The organism is Sphingomonas azotifigens NBRC 15497 (assembly GCF_002091475.1).
Classification (GTDB): Bacteria; Pseudomonadota; Alphaproteobacteria; order Sphingomonadales; family Sphingomonadaceae; genus Sphingomonas; species Sphingomonas azotifigens.
This window is the reverse complement of record NZ_BCTR01000010.1, coordinates 26,631-46,580: the sequence shown is the minus strand read 5'-3', so window position 1 is coordinate 46,580 and position 19,950 is coordinate 26,631. Positions and strand designations below refer to the sequence as shown.

The window sequence follows — 19,950 nt, the reverse complement described above, 5'->3', positions numbered from 1 at the left end:
GATGGCGCCGCCACGGAATCGGCGCCCGGGGTTTTCGCGACGGGCGCAATATGGGCTGTTCTTCAGCTATGTGGCGGCGATCGGCCTGTTGCTGATCGGCGGCGGGCTCGTGCTGGTCTCGCGGTACAACCCGCATCTGTTCGCGGCGCTGCGCAGCACCGTCGCCGAGGTAACCACGCCGGTCTCCTCGGGGCTCGACACAGTGCGGCGCGGCGTTGGCGCCGTTCCCGAGTGGATCGGCAGCTATTTCGGCGTGCGCGGCGAGAATGCGCGGCTCAAGCGGCAGATCGAGGGCGAGCATGCCGCGCTCCAGCGCGCGCTGGGGCTGGAGCGCGAGAACCAGCGCCTTCGCCTGCTGCTCAAGGCGCGCGATGCGACGCCCGAGACGATCGTCGTCGCCCGGCTTGTCAATTCCTCGGCGTCGAGCACCCGGCGCTACGCCACGCTCAACGCCGGCAGCTGGCAGCGTGTCGGCCAGGGTCAGCCGGTGCGCGACGGCGACGGGCTGATCGGCCAGGTGGTCGAGGCCGGGCCGAACGCCTCGCGCGTCCTGCTGATCACCGATCCGGACAGCACCATCCCCGTGCGCCGGGCGAGCGACGGGCTGCCCGCGATCGTCACCGGTCGCGGCGACGGCACGCTCGACGTGCGCGCCGCCAATGCCGCCGCCAATCCGTTCCGCGCGGGTGACCTGCTGGTGACATCGGGCACCGGCGGGGTGTTCCCGCCCAATGTGCCGCTCGGCCGCGTCACCCAGACCGGCCGCGATTCCGCAACCGCCGCGCCGGTCAGCAACCCGGACATGGCCGATTTCGTGATGGTGCTGCGCGTGTTCCTGCCCGAGCCGGCCCCGCCGCCGCAGCCCTTCCCCACCGCCACGCCCAAGCCCAAGGGCAAGTGATGGCACTCGACCTGCAGCCGCTGGGTGTGCAACCGCCGCGCCCCCGGGCGCGCTGGCTCGCGCCGCTGTCGATCGCGCTCGCCTCGCTGGTCACGCTGCTGCCGGTGGTGGCGACCGTCCCCTTCCTGCCGCCGTTCGGGCTGCTGATGCTGCTCGGCTGGCGGCTGCTGCGCCCCGATGCGCTGCGGGTGTGGGTCGCCGCCCCGCTCGGGCTGTTCGACGATCTGGTGAGCGGGCAACCCTTTGGATCGGCGATGTTCCTGTGGATGGCATGCATGTTGATCATCGACGTGCTAGAGACGCGCATCGTGTGGCGCAATTTCTGGCAGGACTGGCTCATCGCCGCGGGCGCGACCGCTTTCGTGCTGATCGCAGGGCGGTTCCTCGCCTCCCCCATTTCGGCCAAGGTCGATGCCGCGCTGCTGCTGCAGGCGAGCGCCTCGGCGATGCTCTTCCCGCTCGCCTCGCGAATGTGCGCCTGGCTCGACCGTGACGTGGTGAAGGCCTGAGCCATGGTGCGGATCACCGAAGCCGCCCAGACCTACAGCTTTTCGCGCCGCGCCGTCGTGCTCGGCGCGGCGCAGGGCGCCGTCGGCATGGTGCTGGCGGGGCGCATGGCGTGGCTGTCGGTGGTCGAGAACGAGCAGTACAAGCTCAAGGCCGAGAGCAACCGGGTCAACAACACGCTGATCCCGCCGCGCCGCGGCTGGCTGCTCGATCGCAGCGGCAAGCCGCTCGCCAGCAACCGCACCGATTTCCGCGTCGACCTGATCCCCGATCGCATCGTCGACAAGGACAAGCTGCTCGCCGAGCTGACCCGGCTGCTCAATCTCGCCCCCGAGGATCTTGCCCGGATCGAGACCGACCTGAAGCGCGCCGGCGGCTATCGCCCGGTGCAGGTGGCGGAGAATCTCGACTGGGACCGGTTCGCCGCCGTGCTGGTCCGCCAGCCCGAAATGCCCGGCGTCGCGCCGACGCGGGGCTATGCGCGCCACTATCCGCTGGGCGCGGGCGTCGGCCATCTGATCGGCTATGTCGGCACGGCCTCGGCCGAGCAGTTCAAGCTCGACAAGGATCCACTGCTCGTCACGCCGGGCTTCAAGCTGGGCAAGGACGGGCTGGAGAAGACGCTCGACAAGCGCCTCCGGGGCAAGCCCGGCGCCAAGCGGGTCGAGGTGACCGCGCATGGCCGCCCGGTCCGCGAGCTCGAAACCCGCGCCGACACGCCCGGCGAGAGCATCAAGCTCACCATCGATGCAGGCCTTCAGGAATATGTCGCGCGGCGGCTGGGCACCAATTCCGGCTCGGCGATCGTGATCGACGTGGCCTCGGGCGACATCCTCGCGATGGCGTCGATGCCTGCCTACGACCCCAACAGCTTCTCGGACGGCATCAGCCAGACCGAATGGAAGATGCTTTCCGAGGACGACCACGTCCCCTTGATGAACAAGGTGCTGCAGGGCCTCTACCCGCCCGGCTCCACCGTCAAGCCGATGAACGGCCTAGCGTTGATGGCCGCCGGGGTGAGTCCGCACGACCGCGTCGTCTGTTCGGGCGCGCTGCGGGTTGGCAATGGCGTGTTCCACTGCCACAAGAAGGGCGGGCACGGGCCGCTCGACCTCAAGAACGCGATCATGCAGAGCTGCGACATCTATTTCTACGAGATGGTCCGCCGCGTCGGCTATGATGCGATCGCGCCGATGGCCCGGATGCTCGGGCTCGGCCAGAAGTTCGACATGCCGTTCACCACCCAGCGCTTCGGCACGGTGCCGGACAGCGCCTGGAAGCTGAAGAAATACCATCATCCCTGGACGGTGGCGGACTCGCTCAACGCTTCGATCGGCCAGGGCTATGTGCTCGCCAACCCGCTGCAGCTGGCGGTGATGGCCAGCCGGCTCGGCTCGGGCAAGATCCTGGTGCCGCGCCTGCTTGCCAACGGCCCGTCGGGGGCGCAGCCGCTGCCGGTCAGCCAGGAGGATCTCGCGATCGTGCGCGACGCGATGTACGGCGTGGTCAATGGCGGCGGCACCGGCGGCGCGGCACGGATGTATGTGCCGGGCGTGGCGCTCGCCGCCAAGACCGGTACCGCGCAGGTCCGCCGCATCACCATGGCCGAGCGCCGCACCGGCGTGCTCAAGAACGGATCGCTGCCGTTCAAGATGCGCGACCACGCGCTGCTCGTCTGCTTCGCGCCGCACGACAATCCGAAATATGCCGCCGCGATCGTGCTCGAGCATAACGGCCACACCGTCCGCAACCTCGACGCGCCGCTGATCGGCCGGGACATCATGACCTATTTGTTCGATCGCGACCTGGCGATGAAGACGCTGGCCGAAGTGGAGCCGACCTGGGGCGGCGACTATACCACGCGCATGGCCGCGCAAGGGACCGCCTTCCGCGCCGCACAGGCCACCCCGCCGCCGCCCGCGCCCGAGGATACCGAGGAAGCCGCCAGCACGCTTGCCGACCAGGCGGCGAACAGCACCGCCGATTCGACCAAGCGCGATGTCGCGCCCACCGGCAGCGTGGAGGGCGATTGATGGCACGCCCCGGCGACGGCATCGTCCCCGTTCAGGTCGCGCAGCTTCCCTGGAAGGTGCTGTTCCTGGTGCTGGCGATCGGCGGCTTCGGCCTGGTCGTGCTCTATTCGGCGGCCGGCGGCAGCATCAAGCCCTGGGCGCTCAACCAGGGGACGCGCTTCCTGCTGTTCCTGGCGGTCGCGATCGGCATGTCGCGCGTGCCGGTGCGAATCTGGTCGCAATGGGCGCTGCCGGTCTATGCCGCGCTGGTCGTGGCGCTGCTCGGCGTGGAGCTGCTCGGCAAGGTCGCCGGCGGCAGCCAGCGCTGGATCAGCCTGGGCGGCTTCCAGTTCCAGCCGTCCGAGCTGATGAAGCCGATGATCGTGCTCGCGCTCGCCCGCTTCTACGAGATGCTGCCGGCCAGCGAGACGCGCAAGTTCGTCGCGATCTGGCCGGCCTGCGTGCTGATCGGCGTGCCGGCGCTGCTCGTCATCGCCCAGCCCGATCTCGGCACCGGGCTGATGATCACCGGCTGCGGCATCATGGTGATGTTCCTGGCAGGCGTGCCGCTGCGGCTGTTCATCGCCGGCGCACTGGCGGTGGCGGTGGCCGCCCCCCTCGCCTTCAACTTCGTGCTCCACGAATATCAGCGCAACCGCGTGCTGATCTTCCTCGATCCCGAGCGCGACCCGCTCGGCACCGGCTATCACATCACCCAGTCGAAGATCGCGATCGGGTCGGGCGGTATCTTCGGCAAAGGCTTCCTCCAGGGCACGCAGAGCCATCTCGACTATCTGCCCGAAGGCCAGACCGACTTCGCGCTGGCGACGATGATGGAGGAATGGGGGCTGGCCGGCGGCGTGTTCCTGATCCTCGCGTTCGGCACGCTGATCGCCTGGGGCATCGGGGTGGGCATGCGTGCCAAGACGCGATTCGGCCGGCTGACCGCGGCGGGACTGTCCGGCACGATGTTCCTCTATTGCTCGATCAACATGGCGATGGTGATCGGGCTGGCGCCGGTGGTGGGCGTGCCGCTGCCGCTGATCAGCTTCGGCGGCACCGCGGTGATGACCTTCATGCTGTGCCTGGGAATCCTCCTCTCGATCGACCGCGACGGCCGCACCAAGACGCGCTGGTGATTTTTTCATTTTGGGGCTTTACAAGCCGCGAGCGCCGACGCTAAAGGCGCCCCTCCGAAGCGGCGGTGCCCCACCAAGGGCGCCATGCAGAAGCCGGATGGACACATAGCTCAGTTGGTAGAGCAGCTGACTCTTAATCAGCGGGTCCTTGGTTCGAGCCCAAGTGTGTCCACCATCCCCTTCCTGCTTACCGCACTGCGGGCTTCGCTGTCCCCAAGGACATCAGCAACAGTTCGTTACGTTTGCCGATGTCGTGCGTTGACGCGCGATGCCGAAGAAATCCGCACCCGAATTTCCCACCCCCGCCGAGCGCAACGCGCTCCTCGAAGCCAACCGCACGCTGAAGATGGCGCGCTCCGCTCATGCGTATGTGCGGGGGAATACGGCCAAATTCTACGACTGGCTGGCAGGCTCGCCGGTCGCCGCGCGGGTCCCGACCGGCCCGTCGATCTGGATCTGCGGCGATTGCCATGTCGGCAATCTCGGCCCGCTGTCCAATGGCGACGGCCGCGTTGAAGTGCAGATTCGCGACATGGACCAGGCCGTGATCGGCAACCCCGCGCATGACATCATCCGCCTAGGGCTGTCGCTCGCTACAGCCGCACGTGGCTCCGACCTGCCCGACGTGGTCACGGCGCGCATGCTGGAGGAGATGATGGACGGCTATGTCACCGCCATCGCGGACCCGACCAGCGGCGATCCCGGCGTCGAGCCCGATGTCGTGCAAAGCGTCAAGCGGCGTTCCCTGGGCCGACGCTGGCGCCACCTCGCCAAGGAACGCCTGGATGATGTCGAACCGCGCATCCCGCTGGGGAAGCGATTCTGGCCGGTCGGCGGCAAGGAGCGTGCAGCCCTGGAAGCGGCGCTCGCCGCGCCTTCGGTGCTGCCGACGATCCTCGGGCTGGATGGCGAGGATGCGAAGCGCGCCGTACGCCTCGTCGACGCCGCCTATTGGATGAAGGGGTGCAGTTCGCTGGGGCTGCTGCGCTACGCGGCGATCGTCGCCGTTGAGGGAGACAAGGACGCGCCCGGCTATGCGCTTATCGACCTCAAGGAGGCGATTGCGCCGATCGCCCCTGCCGCAGCGGATGCCCGCATGCCGAAGGACAATGCCGATCGGGTGGTGGCCGCCGCACGGGCGCTCTCGCCGCACCTCGGCATGCGCATGACGTCCGTCCATATGCTCGGCCACGCCTTGTTCGTCCGCGAACTGGCACCGCAAGACCTCAAGCTGGAACTGGACCAGTTCAACCGAGCCGAGGCGGTGAAATCGGCCCGCTATCTCGCCTTCGTCGTCGGCAAGGCCCACGCCCGCCAGATGCACAGCGACGCGCGCGCGGCCTGGCTGGAGACTCTAGCAGAAGATCGCCGCGGCAACCTCGATACGCCCTCCTGGCTGTGGCAAAGCGTCGTATCGCTCGCGGGGCGGCACGAAGTGGGCTATCTGGAACATTGCCGCCGCTACGCAATGGCTGCCTGACCGGATCGGGCAGCATTTTCGCGCACAAGCCCCGTCCGGCCGCTCTGCACTACAGCGCGCGGCTACCGGCGCATCTTGTGAGATTGTTCTCGGGAGAGATCACAGCGAAGATCGCGCTAAGGGCGCCCAATGGCGGAGAGGGAGGGATTCGAACCCTCGGTACGGTTACCCGCACAACGGTTTTCGAGACCGCCCCGATCGACCACTCCGGCACCTCTCCGCATGGGAGGATACGCACTCTCGGGAAGGCCCGAACCCGCGTACCGGTCGCTGTGAGGCGCGGCCACTAGCGCAAAGTTTTGGGGGCCGCAAGCTCGGTCTTTCAAGTTTTTTCGCGGATGCGGAACCCGGCCTGCATCCCCGCCCCTTCCCGGATCGGGATCGCCCGTCGTCGCTACCGTTGCCGTGGGGCATCCGCCCCCCTAGATTGGGGCAATGTCAGAAACCATTGGTTCGCTTCTTCCCCTCGACTCCGGTACGCCGATGCCCCCGATCGCCAGTGCGCGCTTCGCGATCGGCGACGTGGTACGCCACCGGCTGCTCGATTTTCGCGGCGTGATCTTCGACGTCGATCCGGTCTTCGCGAACAGCGACGAATGGTATGATTCGATTCCGGTCGACATGCGGCCGGCCAAGGACCAGCCCTTCTACCACCTGCTCGCCGAAAATGCCGATTCGACCTATATCGCCTATGTCAGCCAGCAGAATCTGGTGGCGGACGACAGCGACGAGCCGGTAGACCATCCCGGAATCAGCGGGTTTTTCGACAGCTTCGATGCCGGTCGCTACCGGCTGAAGCCGAATCATCGGCATTAGGCGCCGCCCGAGCTGCGGGACTCGGAAAATCGCAGTTTCGTCTTACGGAACGGTTGACAATCCCGCCCCCATCGCATAGCTGCGCCCTTCCTCCTGCCGAGGTGCAACCTTGGCGGGCACATGCATTTGAACCAGAGAAGAGACCGATGTTCGCTATCGTGCGCACGGGCGGCAAGCAGTATCGCGTTGCCGCAGGAGACAAGATCGTCGTCGAGAAGCTCGACGGCGAAGCCGGTTCGTCGGTGACGCTGGGCGACGTCCTGCTGGCCGGCGAAGGCGGCGAGCTGAAGGCGACCGACGGCCTGACCGTTTCTGCCGAAATCGTCGCGCAGGCGAAGGGCGAGAAGGTCATCGTCTTCAAGAAGCGTCGTCGTCACAACTATCGCCGCAAGAACGGCCATCGCCAGCAGCACACGATCCTCAAGATCACTGCTATCGGCGCGGCCCAGTAAGCGACTGACGAGACACGAGGAGTATAGACAATGGCACATAAGAAGGCAGGCGGCTCGTCCCGCAATGGTCGCGACTCTGCTGGCCGTCGTCTTGGCGTGAAGAAGTTCGGCGGCGAGACGGTTCTCGCCGGCAACATTCTCGTGCGTCAGCGCGGCACCAAATTCTACCCGGGCGTGAACGTGGGCATGGGCAAGGACCATACCCTCTTCGCGCTTACCGACGGCCGCGTGTCGTTCAAGGAAGGCAAGCTTGGGCGCAAGTTCTGCTCCGTAGACATGATTGCCGAGGCGGCCGAATAACATCGGGCGACCGTACGGGTTGCCCACCAGGGTGACCCGGGTTCGACGAACCAACGCGAAAAGGGAGACGGGTCGCCCCGGTCTCCCTTTTTTCTTGCTCCCTGAAACCGCGGCGAAACAGCCCTGCCACACGGGCATGTGCATAAGCCGCAGGACCAAGGAGCATGGTCATGTTCGTGCGGACCCAGAGACTGACGTTACGTCCCGGCTGGCCCGAGGACGCCCCTGCCCTCGCCCGGGCGATCGACCATGAGGCGGTCGTGCGCAACCTGTCGCGCGTGCCCTGGCCCTATTCGATCGAAGCGGCGGAGACCTTTCTCGCCCATTGGACCGACACGCGCTTCCTGGTGTTCGAGCACCAGGCGGGCGCGGTGGCGCTGGTCGGCTGCGTCGGCATCGATCCAGCCGGAAGCGAGGCGCATGAGCTCGGCTATTGGTTGACGCCGTCGGCCTGGGGCAAGGGTTACGCCACCGAGGCGGCGCGCGGCGTGCTGGCGGCCGCCCGCGCGGCCGGCATCCGCCGGGTGACCTCGGGGCATTTCGTCGACAACCCCGCCTCGGGCCGCGTGCTGCGCAAGCTCGGCTTCCGGCCGACCGGACGGGTCGAGCCGATGTGGTCGAAGGGGCGCAACGGCGAAGTGGCGTGCGCCCGCTTCGAGCGCGAACTGGACGCCGACGACTGCCACCCGAATCCGGAGCCACGCCTCGCGGCGTGATCCGTCCTGGTGCCTCCCCGGGCGCGCGCCGGGGAGGCCGCTTCCCCCCGCGCCCAAGCTCGACTAAGCCGTCATCGAATGGACACAGGGCCCGATCGTTGACGAGCAAGGTGGCGCGCCGGCGCCTCTCCCCCGAAGAATCGCGCGATGCCGCGCTCGAGGCCGCGCGTGCGCTACTGATCGAGGACGGTCCCCAGGCGGTGACCCTCAAGGCGGTGGCGGCGCGGATCGGCCGCACCCATGCCAACCTGCTTCACCATTTCGGCTCGGCGGCGGGGCTGCAAAAGGGGCTGGCGGCGAGCATTGCCGAGACGGTGACCGCGAAGATCGGCGAGGCGGTGCTGCGCGCCCGAAGCACCGATCACGATCTGCGCGAAGTGGTGGATCTTACCTTCGACGCGTTCGACCGCGAAGGCGCGGGCGCGCTGGCGAGCTGGATGCTGCTCACCGGCAACCGCGATGCGCTGGATCCGATCCTGGAGGCGATCCACCGGCTGGTCGACCGGATCAGCGAGGGCCAGGACGCCCGTACGCCACTACGCGAGGAAACGCTGCAGCTGACGCTGATGGCGCTCGGCGATGCCCTGCTCGGCGCCCCCATGGCTCGCGCGCTGGGCCTGCCGCGCGACAAGGCGCGCGAACTGGCGGCATCGATGCTGCGCGCGCGAATCGAGGCTGGGACTTAATCTACGCGGGCTAATTACCTTGATTCCGCGATTGTATCGCGTCAGCATACCACGCCCGAACAAAGCAATCGGACAGAGAATGACGTGGTTATCTACGCACCAAGCTGAAGTATGGAGCTTCGTAAGTGTGCTTCTAGGTGCGGCGCTCACACGCTATTGGCGCCTCAAACCCCATTTAGTGTTTAGCGTTGGCCACTCTTGGAACATGCTGGTTGACCAGCCCCTCTTGGACAATCAAGGTAACAGGATTCAAGACACACAGATCATTCGAACCGCATCAATAAATGTCATGAATACCGGCCTATTACCTGCACGATCTATTGAGGTTACCTTCAACTGGAAGCCACCAATATATAATATCGCTCCTGCGCGAGGGCACACCTCAGAGCTTTCAGCGTTTGGTCGATACTCACTACGATTCGACAGCCTTGCCCCAAAGGAGCAAATTACTATCGAAATCATGAGCATCAACCAGGAACTTCCCCTTATTTCTACCGTCCGCTCAGAAGATACGGTGGGAAGATTGGTCCCAATGACGCTACAAAGAGTTTTTCCTGGATGGTTTAACATCCTCGCGATCATAATGTTTTTGCTAGGCATGTTTACCGCAGTTTATTTAACGTTCTCGAATGCCTTTGATGTACTTCGCATTCTCGCTAAGTAGATTCTAATTTTAGATCATCCGGCCAGCCTTATCTTACCGGCGGCTCCCAAAGTTCGATCTTGGTGCCGTCGGGGTCGAGGATCCAGGCGAACTTCCCCGTCGAGTCGCTGGTCCGCTTGAGGATCTTCACCCCCTTGGCTTCGAGCCGGGCGACCATCGCGTCGAGATCGTCGACCGCGAAATTGAGCATGAACTCGCGCGGCGATGGCGCGATCTGGTGGCTGCCCGCACGTACCGCCGTCCAGACCAGCACGGGCGGATGCCCCGGCGCGTCGTAGCGGAGCATGGCGCCACCCCAGGGCTCGATCTTGATACCCAGCATGTCCCGATACCATGCGGCGAGCGCCTTGGGATCCTTGCTGGTGACGAACACTCCGCCCACCCCGGTGACATGGCCAGCCGCCTGCGCGTGGGCAGTAACGGGCATCGACATCCCCGCCAGCACGCCGAATATCCTGCGGAACCAGATAGAGCGCATCGCAACCTCCCCGATCAAGCCGTCACAGCCTCGCCCATTTCGATGCGCGACGCCACGGGGATGCGTCGCGCTATTCCGCCGCCTGCGCGACCCGCCCGGCCTCGCCCGCCACCGCCTCCCGCACCGCGCGCGACAGCGCCGCAACGGTGAACGGCTTGCGCAGCACCGGGCGATCGCGGAGCTGCTCGGCACTGGCGTCGCCGGTAAAGCCGGTGACGAACAGCACCGCCGCGCCGCGCAACCGCCCCTCGACGCACGCGATCATCTCGGGGCCGGTCTGGCCGGGCATCAGCACGTCGGTCATGACCAGGTCGAGCACCGGCATTGCCTCGATCGTGGTCGGCGCATGCAGCGGATCGGAGCAGCCGACCGGGCGATGGCCCAGTTCGCACAGGGCGGCCAGCGTCGCCGCCAGCACGCGCGGATCGTCCTCGACGACGAGGATGTCGTAGCTGTCGCCGGCCTTCTCCTCGGCCGGCTCGATCGCCGTCGGGGCCGCCGCGGTGCCGGTCATCGCGCCCTTGTAGCGGGGCAGGTACAGCGTCACCGTCGTACCCTGGTCGGGCGCGGTCTCGATGGCGATGCCGCCGCCCGACTGGCGGACGAAGCCGAAGATCTGGCTGAGCCCGAGGCCGGTGCCCTTGCCCACCGGCTTGGTGGTGAAGAACGGTTCGAAGACCCGCTCCAGCACCTCGGGCGTCATCCCGCAGCCGCTGTCGCGCACCGCCACCGAGACATAGTCGCCCGCGGCGCAATGCCCGACCTCGTTGGCGGCGAGCCGCGATTCGCCCGTGGTGATCACCAGCGTGCCGCGGCCGTTCATCGCATCGCGCGCGTTGACCGCCAGGTTGAGCACCGCATTTTCGAGCTGATGGCGATCGACCCAGATCCGCCAGCCCATGCCGCGATCCTGTGCCTCGACCCGAATCGTGTCGCCCAGCGTGCGATCGAGCAGATCCCGCATGCCGCGAATCAGCGTGCCGGCATCCACGGGCTCGGGCGCCAGTGATTCGGAGCGCGAGAATGCCAGCAGCTGGCGGGTCAACGCAGCGGCGCGGTGGGCGCCCTCCATCGCATTGTCGAGATGGCGGGCGGCTTCCTTGGGATCACCCTCGATCTGGCGCCGCGCCAGTTCCACCCCACCCAGTACGACCGCCAGCATGTTGTTGAAATCATGCGCGATCCCGCCGGTGAGCTGGCCCACCGCGTCCATCTTCTGCGCCTGGCGGAGCTTCGCCTCGGCCTCCTCGCGCTCGCGCGCTTCCTGGCGGAGCTGCGCGGTGGCGGCGGCGACCGCCTCGCGCAGCTGGCCGGCACGCTCGCGCTCCCAGGCGGCGTCGGCATCGGCGAGCGCGCGGCCGCCCTCCGCCTCCACCGCCAGCCAGCCGAGAACGACCGCGCCCAGCGCGATGACCAGGCCGAAGCCGCTCAGCACGCGCGAGGCATAGCTGCTGTTCTCGATCAGCTGTGCCGCCGCGCGCGTGCGATCGTCGAGAAGGCCGCGTTCCTGATCGACGATGCGATCGAGAATCGCTTCGACCTCCTTGCGCGCGGCACTCTCCCGGACCTGATAATAGGCACCCCAGGCATCTCGGTCGCGCTTGTAGGTCGTGTAGAGCGCGGTTTCGTCGAGTTCGCGGCCGCGCTGGGCGAAGGCTTGCTGCAGGCGGCCGATCTCCCCGCGCTGCTGTGGATTGTCGCGAGTCAGCTGGCGCAGGCTCTGGAGCTGCTCGGCCGCCTTGCGCCACTGCTCGGCATATTTCTGGCCGAGGTTGCGGTCGGCGCTCACCACATAGCGGCCAAGCGCCGCCTCTGCCGCGGCGATCCCGCCCGAAAGCTGGTTGGCGCGCAGGATAACTTCGAAGCTGTGCTGGCGGAGCGCGATCGCCCGGTCGCGCTCGAGATCGGTGCGCTGCTGGATCAGGATCAGCGCGCCGAGCACCAGCACGCCGGCCACGGCCAGCGCGCCCAGCAGCAGCAGACGCCAGTTCTTGGCGTGCACCGAACGCTCGAGAGACGGGATCGCTTCGCTCATCCGGACCCGACTCTAGGCGTTTGGAACCAAGGTGGAAAGAGCGGTTAGGCGATCACCCCGACGGCCTGGCCGGCCGCGCGGAACATGCCCAGCACGCGCTCGATCTGCTCGGGGCGATGCTCGGCGCAGAGCGAGCAGCGCAGCAGGAAGGTGCCGGCCGGGGTCGCCGGCGGGCGCGCCATGTTGACGTACAGGCCGTTCTCCAGCAGCGCCTGCCACATCATCACCGCCTGCTCCTGATCCTCCAGGATGACGGCGACGATCGCGCTTTCCGCGGTCTCGGTGCCGAGCTTGAAACCCATTGCCTTGAGGCCGCCGTGTAACGTGCGGGCATTTTCCCACAGATGCGCCCGCTTGTTGTGCGCGTGCATCAGCTTGCGGATCGACGTCGCCGCGGTCGCCACCACGCTGGGGGGCAGCGAGGCGGTGAAGATATAGGGGCGGCAGGCGAGCCGGATCGCTTCGAACTTCGGGTGGTTCGAGATGCAGAAGCCGCCGACGGTGCCGACCGACTTGGAGAAGGTGCCGACGACGAAATCGACGTCCGCTTCCAGCCCCTGGTCCTCGTACACGCCGCGACCGTTGGGGCCGAAAAAGCCCATCGAATGCGCCTCGTCGACCAGCACCATCGCGCCGTGCTTCTTGGCAACGGCGACCATTTCCTTGAGCGGCGCGATGTCGCCGAGCATCGAATAGACGCCCTCCAGCACCACCAGCTTGCCGGCTTCCGCGGGCAGGCGGCCGAGCCGCTTGTCGAGGTCGGTCACGTCATTATGGCGGAAGCGGACGATCTCGGCATTGCCCTGCTTGCAGCCGTCATAGATCGAGGCGTGGCTGTCGGCGTCGAGGATGATGTACTCGCCCTTGCCGGCGAGCGTCGAGATCATGCCGAGATTGGCCATGTAGCCGGTGGAGAACACGATCGCGCCGGACACGCCGTAGAAGTCACGCAGCGCCTGCTCGACTTCCATATGGTCGCGGAACGTGCCGTTGAGCATGCGGCTGCCATTGGTGCCCGAACCGAACTGGTCGAGCGCGTCCTTGCCGGCCTGGATGACGTCCGGATCGAACGTCATGCCCATATAGTTGTAGGTGCCGAGCAGGATCGTGTCCTTGCCCTTGATCACCGCCTCGGTGGGCGACTTGACCTGCTCCATCACGATCGCGAACGGATCGATCACGCCGCTGTCGAGCAGCGCCTGGCGCTCGGCGATCAGGCCGTCGAACTTGCTCATCAGATCGGTCATGGCGCTCAGCCCTTGAGCTTCTGCACGGCATCGACCAGCTGGCCGACATTCTCGATCTCGGCCTGCATGTTCATGGTGATGACGATGTCGAACTCGTCCTCGATCGCGGCGACGAAATCCATCACCGTCAGGCTGTCCCATTCGAGATCGCCTGCGAAGGTGGTGGTGTCCGAAAGCGCGACGCCCTTCTTGTTGAAGGGTTCGATCTGCGCGGCGACGATGTCGAAGATTTCTGCACGGTCAGTCATGCGGCCGGTCCTTAGTGGTATCGGTCGCAGGTGCCAAGCGAATGCGGCGAAACCGGGCCCATGGCGGGGCAGTGCCCCAAAGGTCAGGCCGCCGCGGCGTCCCCCATGCCCTGGATCGACCGGTGCACCCACAGGTCCATCTGGTCGGCGATCTTGCGCAGCAAGGTCGGATGATAGTGGGTGATGTCCTCCATCTCGTCGAGGCTGTCGACCAGGTCGGCGACCTCGAGAATGTAGATGGTGCCGGGATTTTCCTGCGCGAAGCGGCGCCACAGCGCGTTGAACAGGCCGACGCGCTGCGGGGACCCGTTCAGGCCCAGCCGGTATTTCTCGATCGGTGCGTTCTCCGGCGGCAGCACCACCAGCAGCCGCAGGTTGTTCTCGAGCAGATGGATGACCAGCCGCAGCGCGCATTTCTCGTAGATGCCGCGCTCCAGCAGGTGCCACTGCTCGGGCCAGCGATTGTCGAGATAGTCGACCGCCGCGCCATAGACGAGGAAGGGCGGGAAGTTCTGTCCTTCATAGCTGCGATCCTCCATCATCTGGAGGCCGAACAGCCGCGGCGCATTGTCGAACTCGATCGCCTGGCGGAAACGGCTGTAATGCGCGATCCCGCCCGACTGGCAGTCGAACATGATGCGGATCGCCGGCTCCATTGCCGGCTGCTCGAGATGCTCGGCCAGCAGCTCGGCACGGATCTTCGGATCGTTGAAGTCGCAATCCTGGATCCAGTCGGCGGTCGCAGTGCTGAACCGCCCTTCCCACGCGCTCGCATCGATCCGAACGTGGGGGTCGGCACCGGCGATCACCTGGCGCGCGGCGAGCTTGTCCAGCGCATATTGCTCCAGCCCGAGGTGCATCGCGCGGCAGGAGAAGGTGAAATGCACCAGCCGCTTGTCGATGATGTCGAACATCGCGAAGCCGACCAGCCCATAGCGGCCATATTTGTCCCAGGCGAAGATCGAGACACTATCGTGCCGGTTGACGTTGATGATCTCGGCCTTCAGCGCGTCCAGCTCGACCCGCGACCGGGTGTAGTTGAGCTGGTTCGAGCGGTTGATCAGTTCGGCGATGCGCGGCGCGAAATCGAGATTGTCCATCAGCGCGGGCGCGCAGGCGCACAGCCCGGAGGCGCGCAGGAACGCTTCGTTCGACTCGCCTGGCGCGGCAGCACGGTCGCGCTTCTTCGCCTCCAGAATGCGATATTCGGCGACGCGGCTGCGCGTGCCGGTCTGCAGCGCGAGCAGCCCGGCGAGCTGTGCATCGGCATCGGGTGCCGTCGCGTCCAGCGTCTGGATGTCGGGGAGCGCGTGGCGCACTTCGCCCAGATTGTGCGGATTGTCGTCGATGAAGAGGACGTTGACCGGCCGCAGCTGCATGTCGGCGATGATCTCGGCCACCGCCTGCGCCTTGGGGGTGAAGGCGATGTGCGGAAAGACGAATTCGTCCCACAGGCCGAACGCCTCCAGTTGGGCGCGGCCGACCTCGAAGTCATTCTTCGAACAGATCGAGGAGACGACCCCGCGTGCGTTGAACGCGCGGACCAGTTCGGCGCGCGTCTCGTACAGTTCCACCGGATCGCCATCGGCGAGCGTGCCCCGCCACAGCGTGTCGTCGAGATCCCACAGGATGAGCTTGATCGGGGCGGTCCACATGCCCCTTTTATAGAATGGTTAAGGCGCGGGCAGGATCCGTACGAACCGAAAACCTGCCCTTGAGGCGCCTCAGCGCGCCTCGACGCGCACCAGCGGGAGGAGGCCCGATCCGATCGTGGAATAATGGAGTTCGACCTGATCGATGACACGCCCGTCGCCGCGCAGGTCGATCGGGCGGTTGCAATCGCGCGAATCGATCCGCTCGCGAACATCGGCATGCTGCCGGCCGCCATTGGCGAAGCGAATCTCCACCGAATGCAGCCGGAACGGATGGTTCACCGAGCAGACGCGGATCTGCCAGTCCCGTCTATCCCCGCGAACGCGAATCGTATCGCGGTCCCCCTTGCCCTTGATCACCTGCAGGCCGACGCTGCGCCAGCGGCTGTTACGGCTGGCATGCGCCACCGTCGGCACAATCACGATCAGCGAGGCAGCAAGCAGCGTCGAGCATTTCCGCATTCTAATCCCCCGATCAAGAAATGCAGTGGACCTTCCGTTTCGCAGCCAGTGTAGCCAAGTCATTGCGCGACGACAACGGGATCAGAGCAGCTTGTTCTCGCGATACCAGCGCGCGGTCGCCGCCAGCCCCTGCGCCGTCTCCACCTGCGGCGTCCACAGATTGGCGGGTGCGCGGTGCGCCGGGCTCGCCACCCAGTCGGGATGGCAGAAATAGGAAACGCGATCGGGCGTCAGCTTGGCCTTCTTGCCGCGCAGCGCCCGGTCGACATAGGCGCCCGCCATCAGCACGGCCTTGGGCAGCGACAGCGGCAGCACGCGCCGCCCCACCGCCCGGCCAATCGCACGGGCGAAGTCCGGATGGGTCCAGCCCCCGTCCCGGCCGTCGTCCGGATCGATCTCGCCCGGGAAGCGGTCCGCCGCGGCGAGCGCCAGCAACAGGCGGCCAAGATCCCCCACTTCGATCACCGAGATGCGCCCCCCCGGCGGCAGCAGCGCGAGGCCGAGCTTCGCGACGCGGAACAGCTCGAGCATCTCCAGGTCGCCGGGTCCGTAGATCGCCGGCGGACGGACGATGGTCCAGTCGAGCCCCGAGCCGCGGACCAGCTTGTCCGCCTCTTCCTTCGACCAGCCATAGGCCGAAAGCTGCGGCTCGCGGCTGGCGAGCGACGAGACATGCACGAACCGGCGGACACCGGCCGTCTTGGCGGCGGCGAGTATGTTCGCCGTGCCGGTGATGTTGCCGCGCGCGAAGCCTTCGCGATCGGGCGCATTCACCACGCCGGCGACATGGATTACCGCGTCGGCGCCCGCGCAGAGTTCGGCCAGCGCCGCTATGGCATCGAGGTCGCCGCGCACCCAGGTGACGCCCTCGCGCGCGGGCTGTTCGCGCCGGGCCAGCGCACGCACCTGATGGCCCGCCTCCAACGCGAGCGCGATCAGACGCGATCCGACGAAGCCGGTGCCGCCGGTGATGGCGAGCACGCTCACAGCAGCGCCATGTGGCTGCGGTGGACCAGCGCGGCGCGCGGCGCATAGCCGAGAATCTCGACCAGTTCGTCGCTTCGCCGCCCGACGATCCGCGAGGCGTCGACATGGCCATATTCGGCCAGCCCGCGCGCGATATGCTTGCCCTCCGGACCGACCACCACGACCAGATCGCCGCGGGCGAACCGCCCCTCGACCCGCGTCGCGCCCGCCGCGAGCAGGCTGCGGCCTTCCTTCAGCGCCTGCGCCGCGCCTTCGTCGATATGGATCGCGCCCTTGGCGGTGAGCCCGCCGCGCAGCCATGCCTTGCGCGCCGCGGCGCCCTGCTGGCCGAGGAACAGCGTGCCGCGCTTCGTCGCCGCCAGTCGGGCCAGCGGGTGCTCGACGCGGCCATCGGCGATGGCGAGGTGGGCGCCGGCACTGGTCGCGATCCGCGCCGCCTCGATTTTCGAGACCATGCCGCCCGAGCCCATGCCCGAAGCCGAGCCGCGATCGGCCATCGCCTCGATCCGTTCGTCGATCACGTCGACCAGCGCGATCAGCTGCGCGTCGGGGTTGGTGTTGGGATTGGCGGTGTAGAGCCCGTCGACGTCCGACAGCAGGACCACGCCTTCGGCACCGGCGGCGCTCGCCACCCGCGCGGCAAGCCGGTCGTTGTCGCCGAAACGGATTTCCTCGGTCGCGACCGAATCATTCTCGTTGATCACCGGCACCACGCCGAGGCGCAGCAGCCGATCGAGCGTCGCGGAGACGTTGAGGTAGCGGCGCCGGTCCTCGAGATCGTCGAGCGTCACCAGTATCTGCGCCGCGGTGATTCCCTGGTCGTGGAGCAGTTCGGCCCAGACGCTGGACAGCGCGATCTGGCCGGTCGCCGCCGCCGCCTGCGCATCCTCCAGGCTGGCGCGGCCGCCCTTGGGCAGCTTCAGCCGCCGCGCGCCCAGCGCGATCGCCCCCGACGAGACGATGACGAGTTGCTGCCCCTCGCGCGCTCGCGCACCCAGATCGGCGGCGAGCGCCGCCAGCCAGTCGCGCCGGATCTGCCCTTCCGCATCGACGAGCAGCGAGGACCCGACCTTCACGACCAGCCGACCGCAGGTCGAGGGACTGAATCCAATGGCATCGGCTTGGCGGACGGGCGCGGGCATGGCTGCGCTCTTAGCGACCGAATTCGGCATATGCCAAGCCGATCAGACGATCGATTCGCGCTGCAGGTCGCTGCAATGGCCGACGCCGCTCGCCTGCAGGCGGGCGAGCACGGCATCGCGGGTCTCGCTGTCGCCCGCGCGGATCTCGCCGAGCTCGGCAGCGGTAAGCAGCACCACCGGCAGCACGCGCACCGGCGACAGCGGCATGTCGTCGATCCGCGTCGCGAAATCGGGATCGGGGGCGCCGATCATCACGCCCAGCACGTCGTCGGCGGTCAGGAAATGCGCCGGCAGCCGCGCGGCGATCGCGGCCGAGCTGGAGACGTTGGTCAGTTCGAGCGGGATCGGGCCATGGCGCTCCAGTGGGCGGAGGATGCCCTGCTCCTCGGCGACGATTGCCGCCACGCGGCGCAGCACTTCGAGCATCCAGCCATCGCCCGCCACTTGCGCCGGCGCCCCCTCCCCCGGGCCCTCGACGAACAGCTCGATCTCGAAGCCGTTGGTGCTGGCGCTCTCGTCGAACGGATCGGACAGGCCGTCGGTGGCGAGCAGGATCGCGCTACCGCGATGGATCAGCCGATAGGCCTCGTGCCCGCCCGGCCACAGCGACCCGGCCGGCGCGGACGAAAGGATGCGATCGCTGGTGGGCCCGAGCACCGCCCAGAACCCGGCGCGGGCCTCCGCCGAACGCTCGGCGAGGCTGACGATTCGAGTAGGCTCGGTATCGTTAACTGCCTGTGCATTCGCACCAAACAGGCCACGCAACCAACCGAACGCACCCATCCGCGTCTCTCCCCAAAGGAATCCGAAGCGGATCGATGCCCGAGAAATGCGTCAGACCGGCGACCATTCAACCGGTTCTTCACCATCTTCGAAGGTTTCGTCGGCCGCCCGGTTCTCGTTGGGGCCGATTATTTCGAGCAACTGGTCGAGTACCCAGTCGACCCCCGTCCCCGCCGCGCCGGACAGCGGGATGACCGGTGCGCCACTGGCTTCCTCGAGCTCGGCCGACAGCGCCGCGATCAGTTCGTCGTCGAGCGTGTCGATCTTGTTGAGCGCGATCACCACCGGCTTTTCGGCCAGGCCGGCGCCGTACGCCTCCAGCTCGTCGCGGACGATGCGGTAGCTGGTCGCGACATCCTCGTCATTGGCGTCGATCAGGTGGAGCAGCACGCGGCAGCGCTCGATATGGCCAAGGAAGCGGTCGCCGATGCCCGCGCCTTCCGCCGCGCCCTCGATCAGGCCGGGAATGTCGGCGATCACGAACTCGCGCTGCTTGTGACGCACGACGCCAAGCTGCGGGCGGGTGGTGGTGAAGGCATATTCGCCCACCTTGGCCTGCGCATTGGTCACCGCGTTGATGAAGGTCGACTTGCCGGCATTGGGCAGCCCCACCAGCCCGGCATCGGCGAGCAGCTTGAGGCGCAGCCACACCCAGGCCTCTTCGCTGGGCCAGCCGGTGCCGTGCTGGCGCGGCGCGCGGTTGGTCGAGGTCTTGTAGGTTGCGTTGCCACGGCCGCCGTCGCCGCCACGCAGAAAGACGATGCGCTCGCCTTCCTTGGTCAGGTCGGCCAGCAGCGTGCGCTCGTCGTCGTCGGCGAGGATCTGGGTGCCGATCGGCACCTTGATCACCAGATCGTCGCCGCCTGCGCCGGTACGGTTCGAGCCCGCACCGCCGCTCCCACGCGGGGCACGGAAATGCTGGGTGTAACGGAAGTCGATCAGCGTGTTCAGGCCGGCGATCGCCTCGAAGACGATGTCGCCGCCCTTGCCGCCATTGCCGCCGTCGGGGCCGCCATATTCGATGAACTTTTCGCGGCGGAAGCTCACGGCACCGGGGCCGCCGGCACCCGAGCGGACGAAAATCTTGGCTTGATCGAGAAAATGCATCGCGGGCCCATAGACGTTCGGCGCAATTTCGTCACCCCCGGCAGCGCCCTCCCCGGCAATGTGGCTAACATGATGACACTTTCCGGGTGGCATCGGCGTTCAGCACGGCTATACGCGACCGGATCATTTCCGCCCG

The 19,950-nt window shown here is 67.0% G+C and carries 20 protein-coding genes and 2 tRNA genes; 11 read left to right on the top strand and 11 right to left on the bottom strand.

Features of this window, described 5'->3' with window-relative positions; translation table 11 throughout:
• Window position 1 precedes the first annotated feature (1 nt).
• From mreC to SAZ01S_RS04840, 6 genes are all read left to right on the top strand, one after another.
• Window positions 2-901 carry a rod shape-determining protein MreC gene (gene mreC, locus SAZ01S_RS04865; RefSeq protein WP_084580613.1) on the top strand — a complete coding sequence of 300 codons (900 nt, stop codon included), beginning with the start codon at window positions 2-4 and terminating at the stop codon, window positions 899-901.
• Window positions 901-1,410, top strand: coding sequence for a rod shape-determining protein MreD (gene mreD / locus SAZ01S_RS04860; protein ID WP_084580611.1), 510 nt, complete (start codon window positions 901-903; stop codon window positions 1,408-1,410). The genes mreC and mreD overlap by 1 nt, the downstream gene beginning before the upstream one ends.
• A gap of 3 nt (window positions 1,411-1,413) precedes the next feature.
• The gene (gene mrdA / locus SAZ01S_RS04855; protein ID WP_084580609.1) at window positions 1,414-3,441 is read left to right on the top strand and encodes a penicillin-binding protein 2; all 2,028 of its coding nucleotides are present in this window, start codon (window positions 1,414-1,416) and stop codon (window positions 3,439-3,441) included.
• Window positions 3,441-4,559 (top strand): rod shape-determining protein RodA, encoded by a 1,119-nt coding sequence (rodA, locus tag SAZ01S_RS04850; protein ID WP_084580607.1) that lies wholly within the window; start codon window positions 3,441-3,443, stop codon window positions 4,557-4,559. Before mrdA ends, rodA begins: the two co-directional genes overlap by 1 nt.
• A 99-nt stretch (window positions 4,560-4,658) precedes the next feature.
• Window positions 4,659-4,734, top strand: a tRNA-Lys gene (locus tag SAZ01S_RS04845).
• A 93-nt stretch (window positions 4,735-4,827) separates the two neighbouring features.
• Window positions 4,828-6,039 (top strand): DUF2252 family protein, encoded by a 1,212-nt coding sequence (locus SAZ01S_RS04840; RefSeq protein ID WP_084580605.1) that lies wholly within the window; start codon window positions 4,828-4,830, stop codon window positions 6,037-6,039.
• Window positions 6,040-6,169: 130 nt separating this feature from the next.
• On the opposite strand, the gene SAZ01S_RS04835 is transcribed toward SAZ01S_RS04840, so the two are convergent.
• Window positions 6,170-6,259: transfer RNA gene (locus tag SAZ01S_RS04835), tRNA-Ser, on the bottom strand.
• A gap of 215 nt (window positions 6,260-6,474) precedes the next feature.
• Between SAZ01S_RS04835 and hspQ the strand changes: the two genes are divergently transcribed.
• The 5 genes from hspQ to SAZ01S_RS04810 all read left to right on the top strand — a co-directional run bounded on the left by hspQ (window position 6,475) and on the right by SAZ01S_RS04810 (window position 9,009).
• Window positions 6,475-6,855: a heat shock protein HspQ gene (gene hspQ / locus SAZ01S_RS04830; RefSeq protein ID WP_084580604.1), complete on the top strand. Its 381-nt coding sequence runs from the start codon at window positions 6,475-6,477 to the stop codon at window positions 6,853-6,855.
• Between the two features lie 146 nt (window positions 6,856-7,001).
• Window positions 7,002-7,307, top strand: a complete 306-nt coding sequence (gene rplU, locus SAZ01S_RS04825) for a 50S ribosomal protein L21 (RefSeq protein WP_084580603.1) — start codon at window positions 7,002-7,004, stop codon at window positions 7,305-7,307.
• 30 nt (window positions 7,308-7,337) lie between these two features.
• Window positions 7,338-7,607: a 50S ribosomal protein L27 gene (rpmA, locus tag SAZ01S_RS04820; protein WP_010545913.1), complete on the top strand. Its 270-nt coding sequence runs from the start codon at window positions 7,338-7,340 to the stop codon at window positions 7,605-7,607.
• Between the two features lie 170 nt (window positions 7,608-7,777).
• Window positions 7,778-8,323 carry a GNAT family N-acetyltransferase gene (locus tag SAZ01S_RS04815; protein ID WP_174596092.1) on the top strand — a complete coding sequence of 182 codons (546 nt, stop codon included), beginning with the start codon at window positions 7,778-7,780 and terminating at the stop codon, window positions 8,321-8,323.
• Between the two features lie 98 nt (window positions 8,324-8,421).
• Complete coding sequence (locus tag SAZ01S_RS04810; protein WP_084580601.1) at window positions 8,422-9,009, top strand: TetR/AcrR family transcriptional regulator; 588 nt, start codon at window positions 8,422-8,424, stop codon at window positions 9,007-9,009.
• 692 nt (window positions 9,010-9,701) lie between these two features.
• On the opposite strand, the gene SAZ01S_RS04805 is transcribed toward SAZ01S_RS04810, so the two are convergent.
• The 10 genes from SAZ01S_RS04805 to obgE form a co-directional block, all read right to left on the bottom strand.
• A complete protein-coding gene (locus SAZ01S_RS04805; protein ID WP_245824610.1) occupies window positions 9,702-10,151 on the bottom strand; it encodes a VOC family protein in 450 nt (149 codons plus the stop codon).
• A gap of 70 nt (window positions 10,152-10,221) precedes the next feature.
• Window positions 10,222-12,186: an ATP-binding protein gene (locus SAZ01S_RS04800; protein ID WP_084580600.1), complete on the bottom strand. Its 1,965-nt coding sequence runs from the start codon at window positions 12,184-12,186 to the stop codon at window positions 10,222-10,224.
• A 44-nt stretch (window positions 12,187-12,230) separates the two neighbouring features.
• On the bottom strand, window positions 12,231-13,433 hold the full coding sequence (gene spt, locus SAZ01S_RS04795) for a serine palmitoyltransferase (RefSeq protein WP_084580599.1): 1,203 nt from the start codon (window positions 13,431-13,433) through the stop codon (window positions 12,231-12,233).
• Window positions 13,434-13,438: 5 nt separating this feature from the next.
• Window positions 13,439-13,681, bottom strand: coding sequence for an acyl carrier protein (locus SAZ01S_RS04790; RefSeq protein WP_010545906.1), 243 nt, complete (start codon window positions 13,679-13,681; stop codon window positions 13,439-13,441).
• An 83-nt stretch (window positions 13,682-13,764) separates the two neighbouring features.
• Entirely contained in the window at window positions 13,765-15,336 is a 1,572-nt protein-coding gene (locus SAZ01S_RS04785; RefSeq protein ID WP_084580598.1) for an HAD-IIIC family phosphatase, read from the bottom strand.
• Between the two features lie 69 nt (window positions 15,337-15,405).
• The gene (locus SAZ01S_RS04780) at window positions 15,406-15,795 is read right to left on the bottom strand and encodes a DUF2541 family protein (RefSeq protein ID WP_084580597.1); all 390 of its coding nucleotides are present in this window, start codon (window positions 15,793-15,795) and stop codon (window positions 15,406-15,408) included.
• Between the two features lie 81 nt (window positions 15,796-15,876).
• Window positions 15,877-16,782 carry an NAD-dependent epimerase/dehydratase family protein gene (locus tag SAZ01S_RS04775; protein WP_084580596.1) on the bottom strand — a complete coding sequence of 302 codons (906 nt, stop codon included), beginning with the start codon at window positions 16,780-16,782 and terminating at the stop codon, window positions 15,877-15,879.
• Entirely contained in the window at window positions 16,779-17,924 is a 1,146-nt protein-coding gene (gene proB / locus SAZ01S_RS04770) for a glutamate 5-kinase (protein WP_084580595.1), read from the bottom strand. The genes SAZ01S_RS04775 and proB overlap by 4 nt, the downstream gene beginning before the upstream one ends.
• Window positions 17,925-17,966: 42 nt before the next feature.
• Window positions 17,967-18,707 carry a suppressor of fused domain protein gene (locus SAZ01S_RS04765; RefSeq protein ID WP_084580594.1) on the bottom strand — a complete coding sequence of 247 codons (741 nt, stop codon included), beginning with the start codon at window positions 18,705-18,707 and terminating at the stop codon, window positions 17,967-17,969.
• Window positions 18,708-18,758: 51 nt separating this feature from the next.
• Window positions 18,759-19,814 (bottom strand): GTPase ObgE, encoded by a 1,056-nt coding sequence (obgE, locus tag SAZ01S_RS04760; protein WP_084580593.1) that lies wholly within the window; start codon window positions 19,812-19,814, stop codon window positions 18,759-18,761.
• Window positions 19,815-19,950: the final 136 nt, after the last annotated feature.

Bases quoted from the DNA above. Each gene is read 5' to 3' on its own strand.
- mrdA (WP_084580609.1), top strand. From the start codon at position 1,414: ATGGTGCGGATCACCGAAGCCGCCCAGACCTACAGCTTTTCGCGCCGC.
- SAZ01S_RS04785 (WP_084580598.1), bottom strand. From the start codon at position 15,336: ATGTGGACCGCCCCGATCAAGCTCATCCTGTGGGATCTCGACGACACG.
- SAZ01S_RS04815 (WP_174596092.1), top strand. From the start codon at position 7,778: ATGTTCGTGCGGACCCAGAGACTGACGTTACGTCCCGGCTGGCCCGAG.
- SAZ01S_RS04765 (WP_084580594.1), bottom strand. From the start codon at position 18,707: ATGGGTGCGTTCGGTTGGTTGCGTGGCCTGTTTGGTGCGAATGCACAG.
- hspQ (WP_084580604.1), top strand. From the start codon at position 6,475: ATGTCAGAAACCATTGGTTCGCTTCTTCCCCTCGACTCCGGTACGCCG.
- mreC (WP_084580613.1), top strand. From the start codon at position 2: ATGGCGCCGCCACGGAATCGGCGCCCGGGGTTTTCGCGACGGGCGCAA.
- SAZ01S_RS04840 (WP_084580605.1), top strand. From the start codon at position 4,828: ATGCCGAAGAAATCCGCACCCGAATTTCCCACCCCCGCCGAGCGCAAC.
- proB (WP_084580595.1), bottom strand. From the start codon at position 17,924: ATGCCCGCGCCCGTCCGCCAAGCCGATGCCATTGGATTCAGTCCCTCG.
- mreD (WP_084580611.1), top strand. From the start codon at position 901: ATGGCACTCGACCTGCAGCCGCTGGGTGTGCAACCGCCGCGCCCCCGG.
- rplU (WP_084580603.1), top strand. From the start codon at position 7,002: ATGTTCGCTATCGTGCGCACGGGCGGCAAGCAGTATCGCGTTGCCGCA.
- rodA (WP_084580607.1), top strand. From the start codon at position 3,441: ATGGCACGCCCCGGCGACGGCATCGTCCCCGTTCAGGTCGCGCAGCTT.
- SAZ01S_RS04790 (WP_010545906.1), bottom strand. From the start codon at position 13,681: ATGACTGACCGTGCAGAAATCTTCGACATCGTCGCCGCGCAGATCGAA.
- obgE (WP_084580593.1), bottom strand. From the start codon at position 19,814: ATGCATTTTCTCGATCAAGCCAAGATTTTCGTCCGCTCGGGTGCCGGC.
- spt (WP_084580599.1), bottom strand. From the start codon at position 13,433: ATGACCGATCTGATGAGCAAGTTCGACGGCCTGATCGCCGAGCGCCAG.
- SAZ01S_RS04800 (WP_084580600.1), bottom strand. From the start codon at position 12,186: ATGAGCGAAGCGATCCCGTCTCTCGAGCGTTCGGTGCACGCCAAGAAC.
- SAZ01S_RS04780 (WP_084580597.1), bottom strand. From the start codon at position 15,795: ATGCGGAAATGCTCGACGCTGCTTGCTGCCTCGCTGATCGTGATTGTG.
- rpmA (WP_010545913.1), top strand. From the start codon at position 7,338: ATGGCACATAAGAAGGCAGGCGGCTCGTCCCGCAATGGTCGCGACTCT.
- SAZ01S_RS04805 (WP_245824610.1), bottom strand. From the start codon at position 10,151: ATGCGCTCTATCTGGTTCCGCAGGATATTCGGCGTGCTGGCGGGGATG.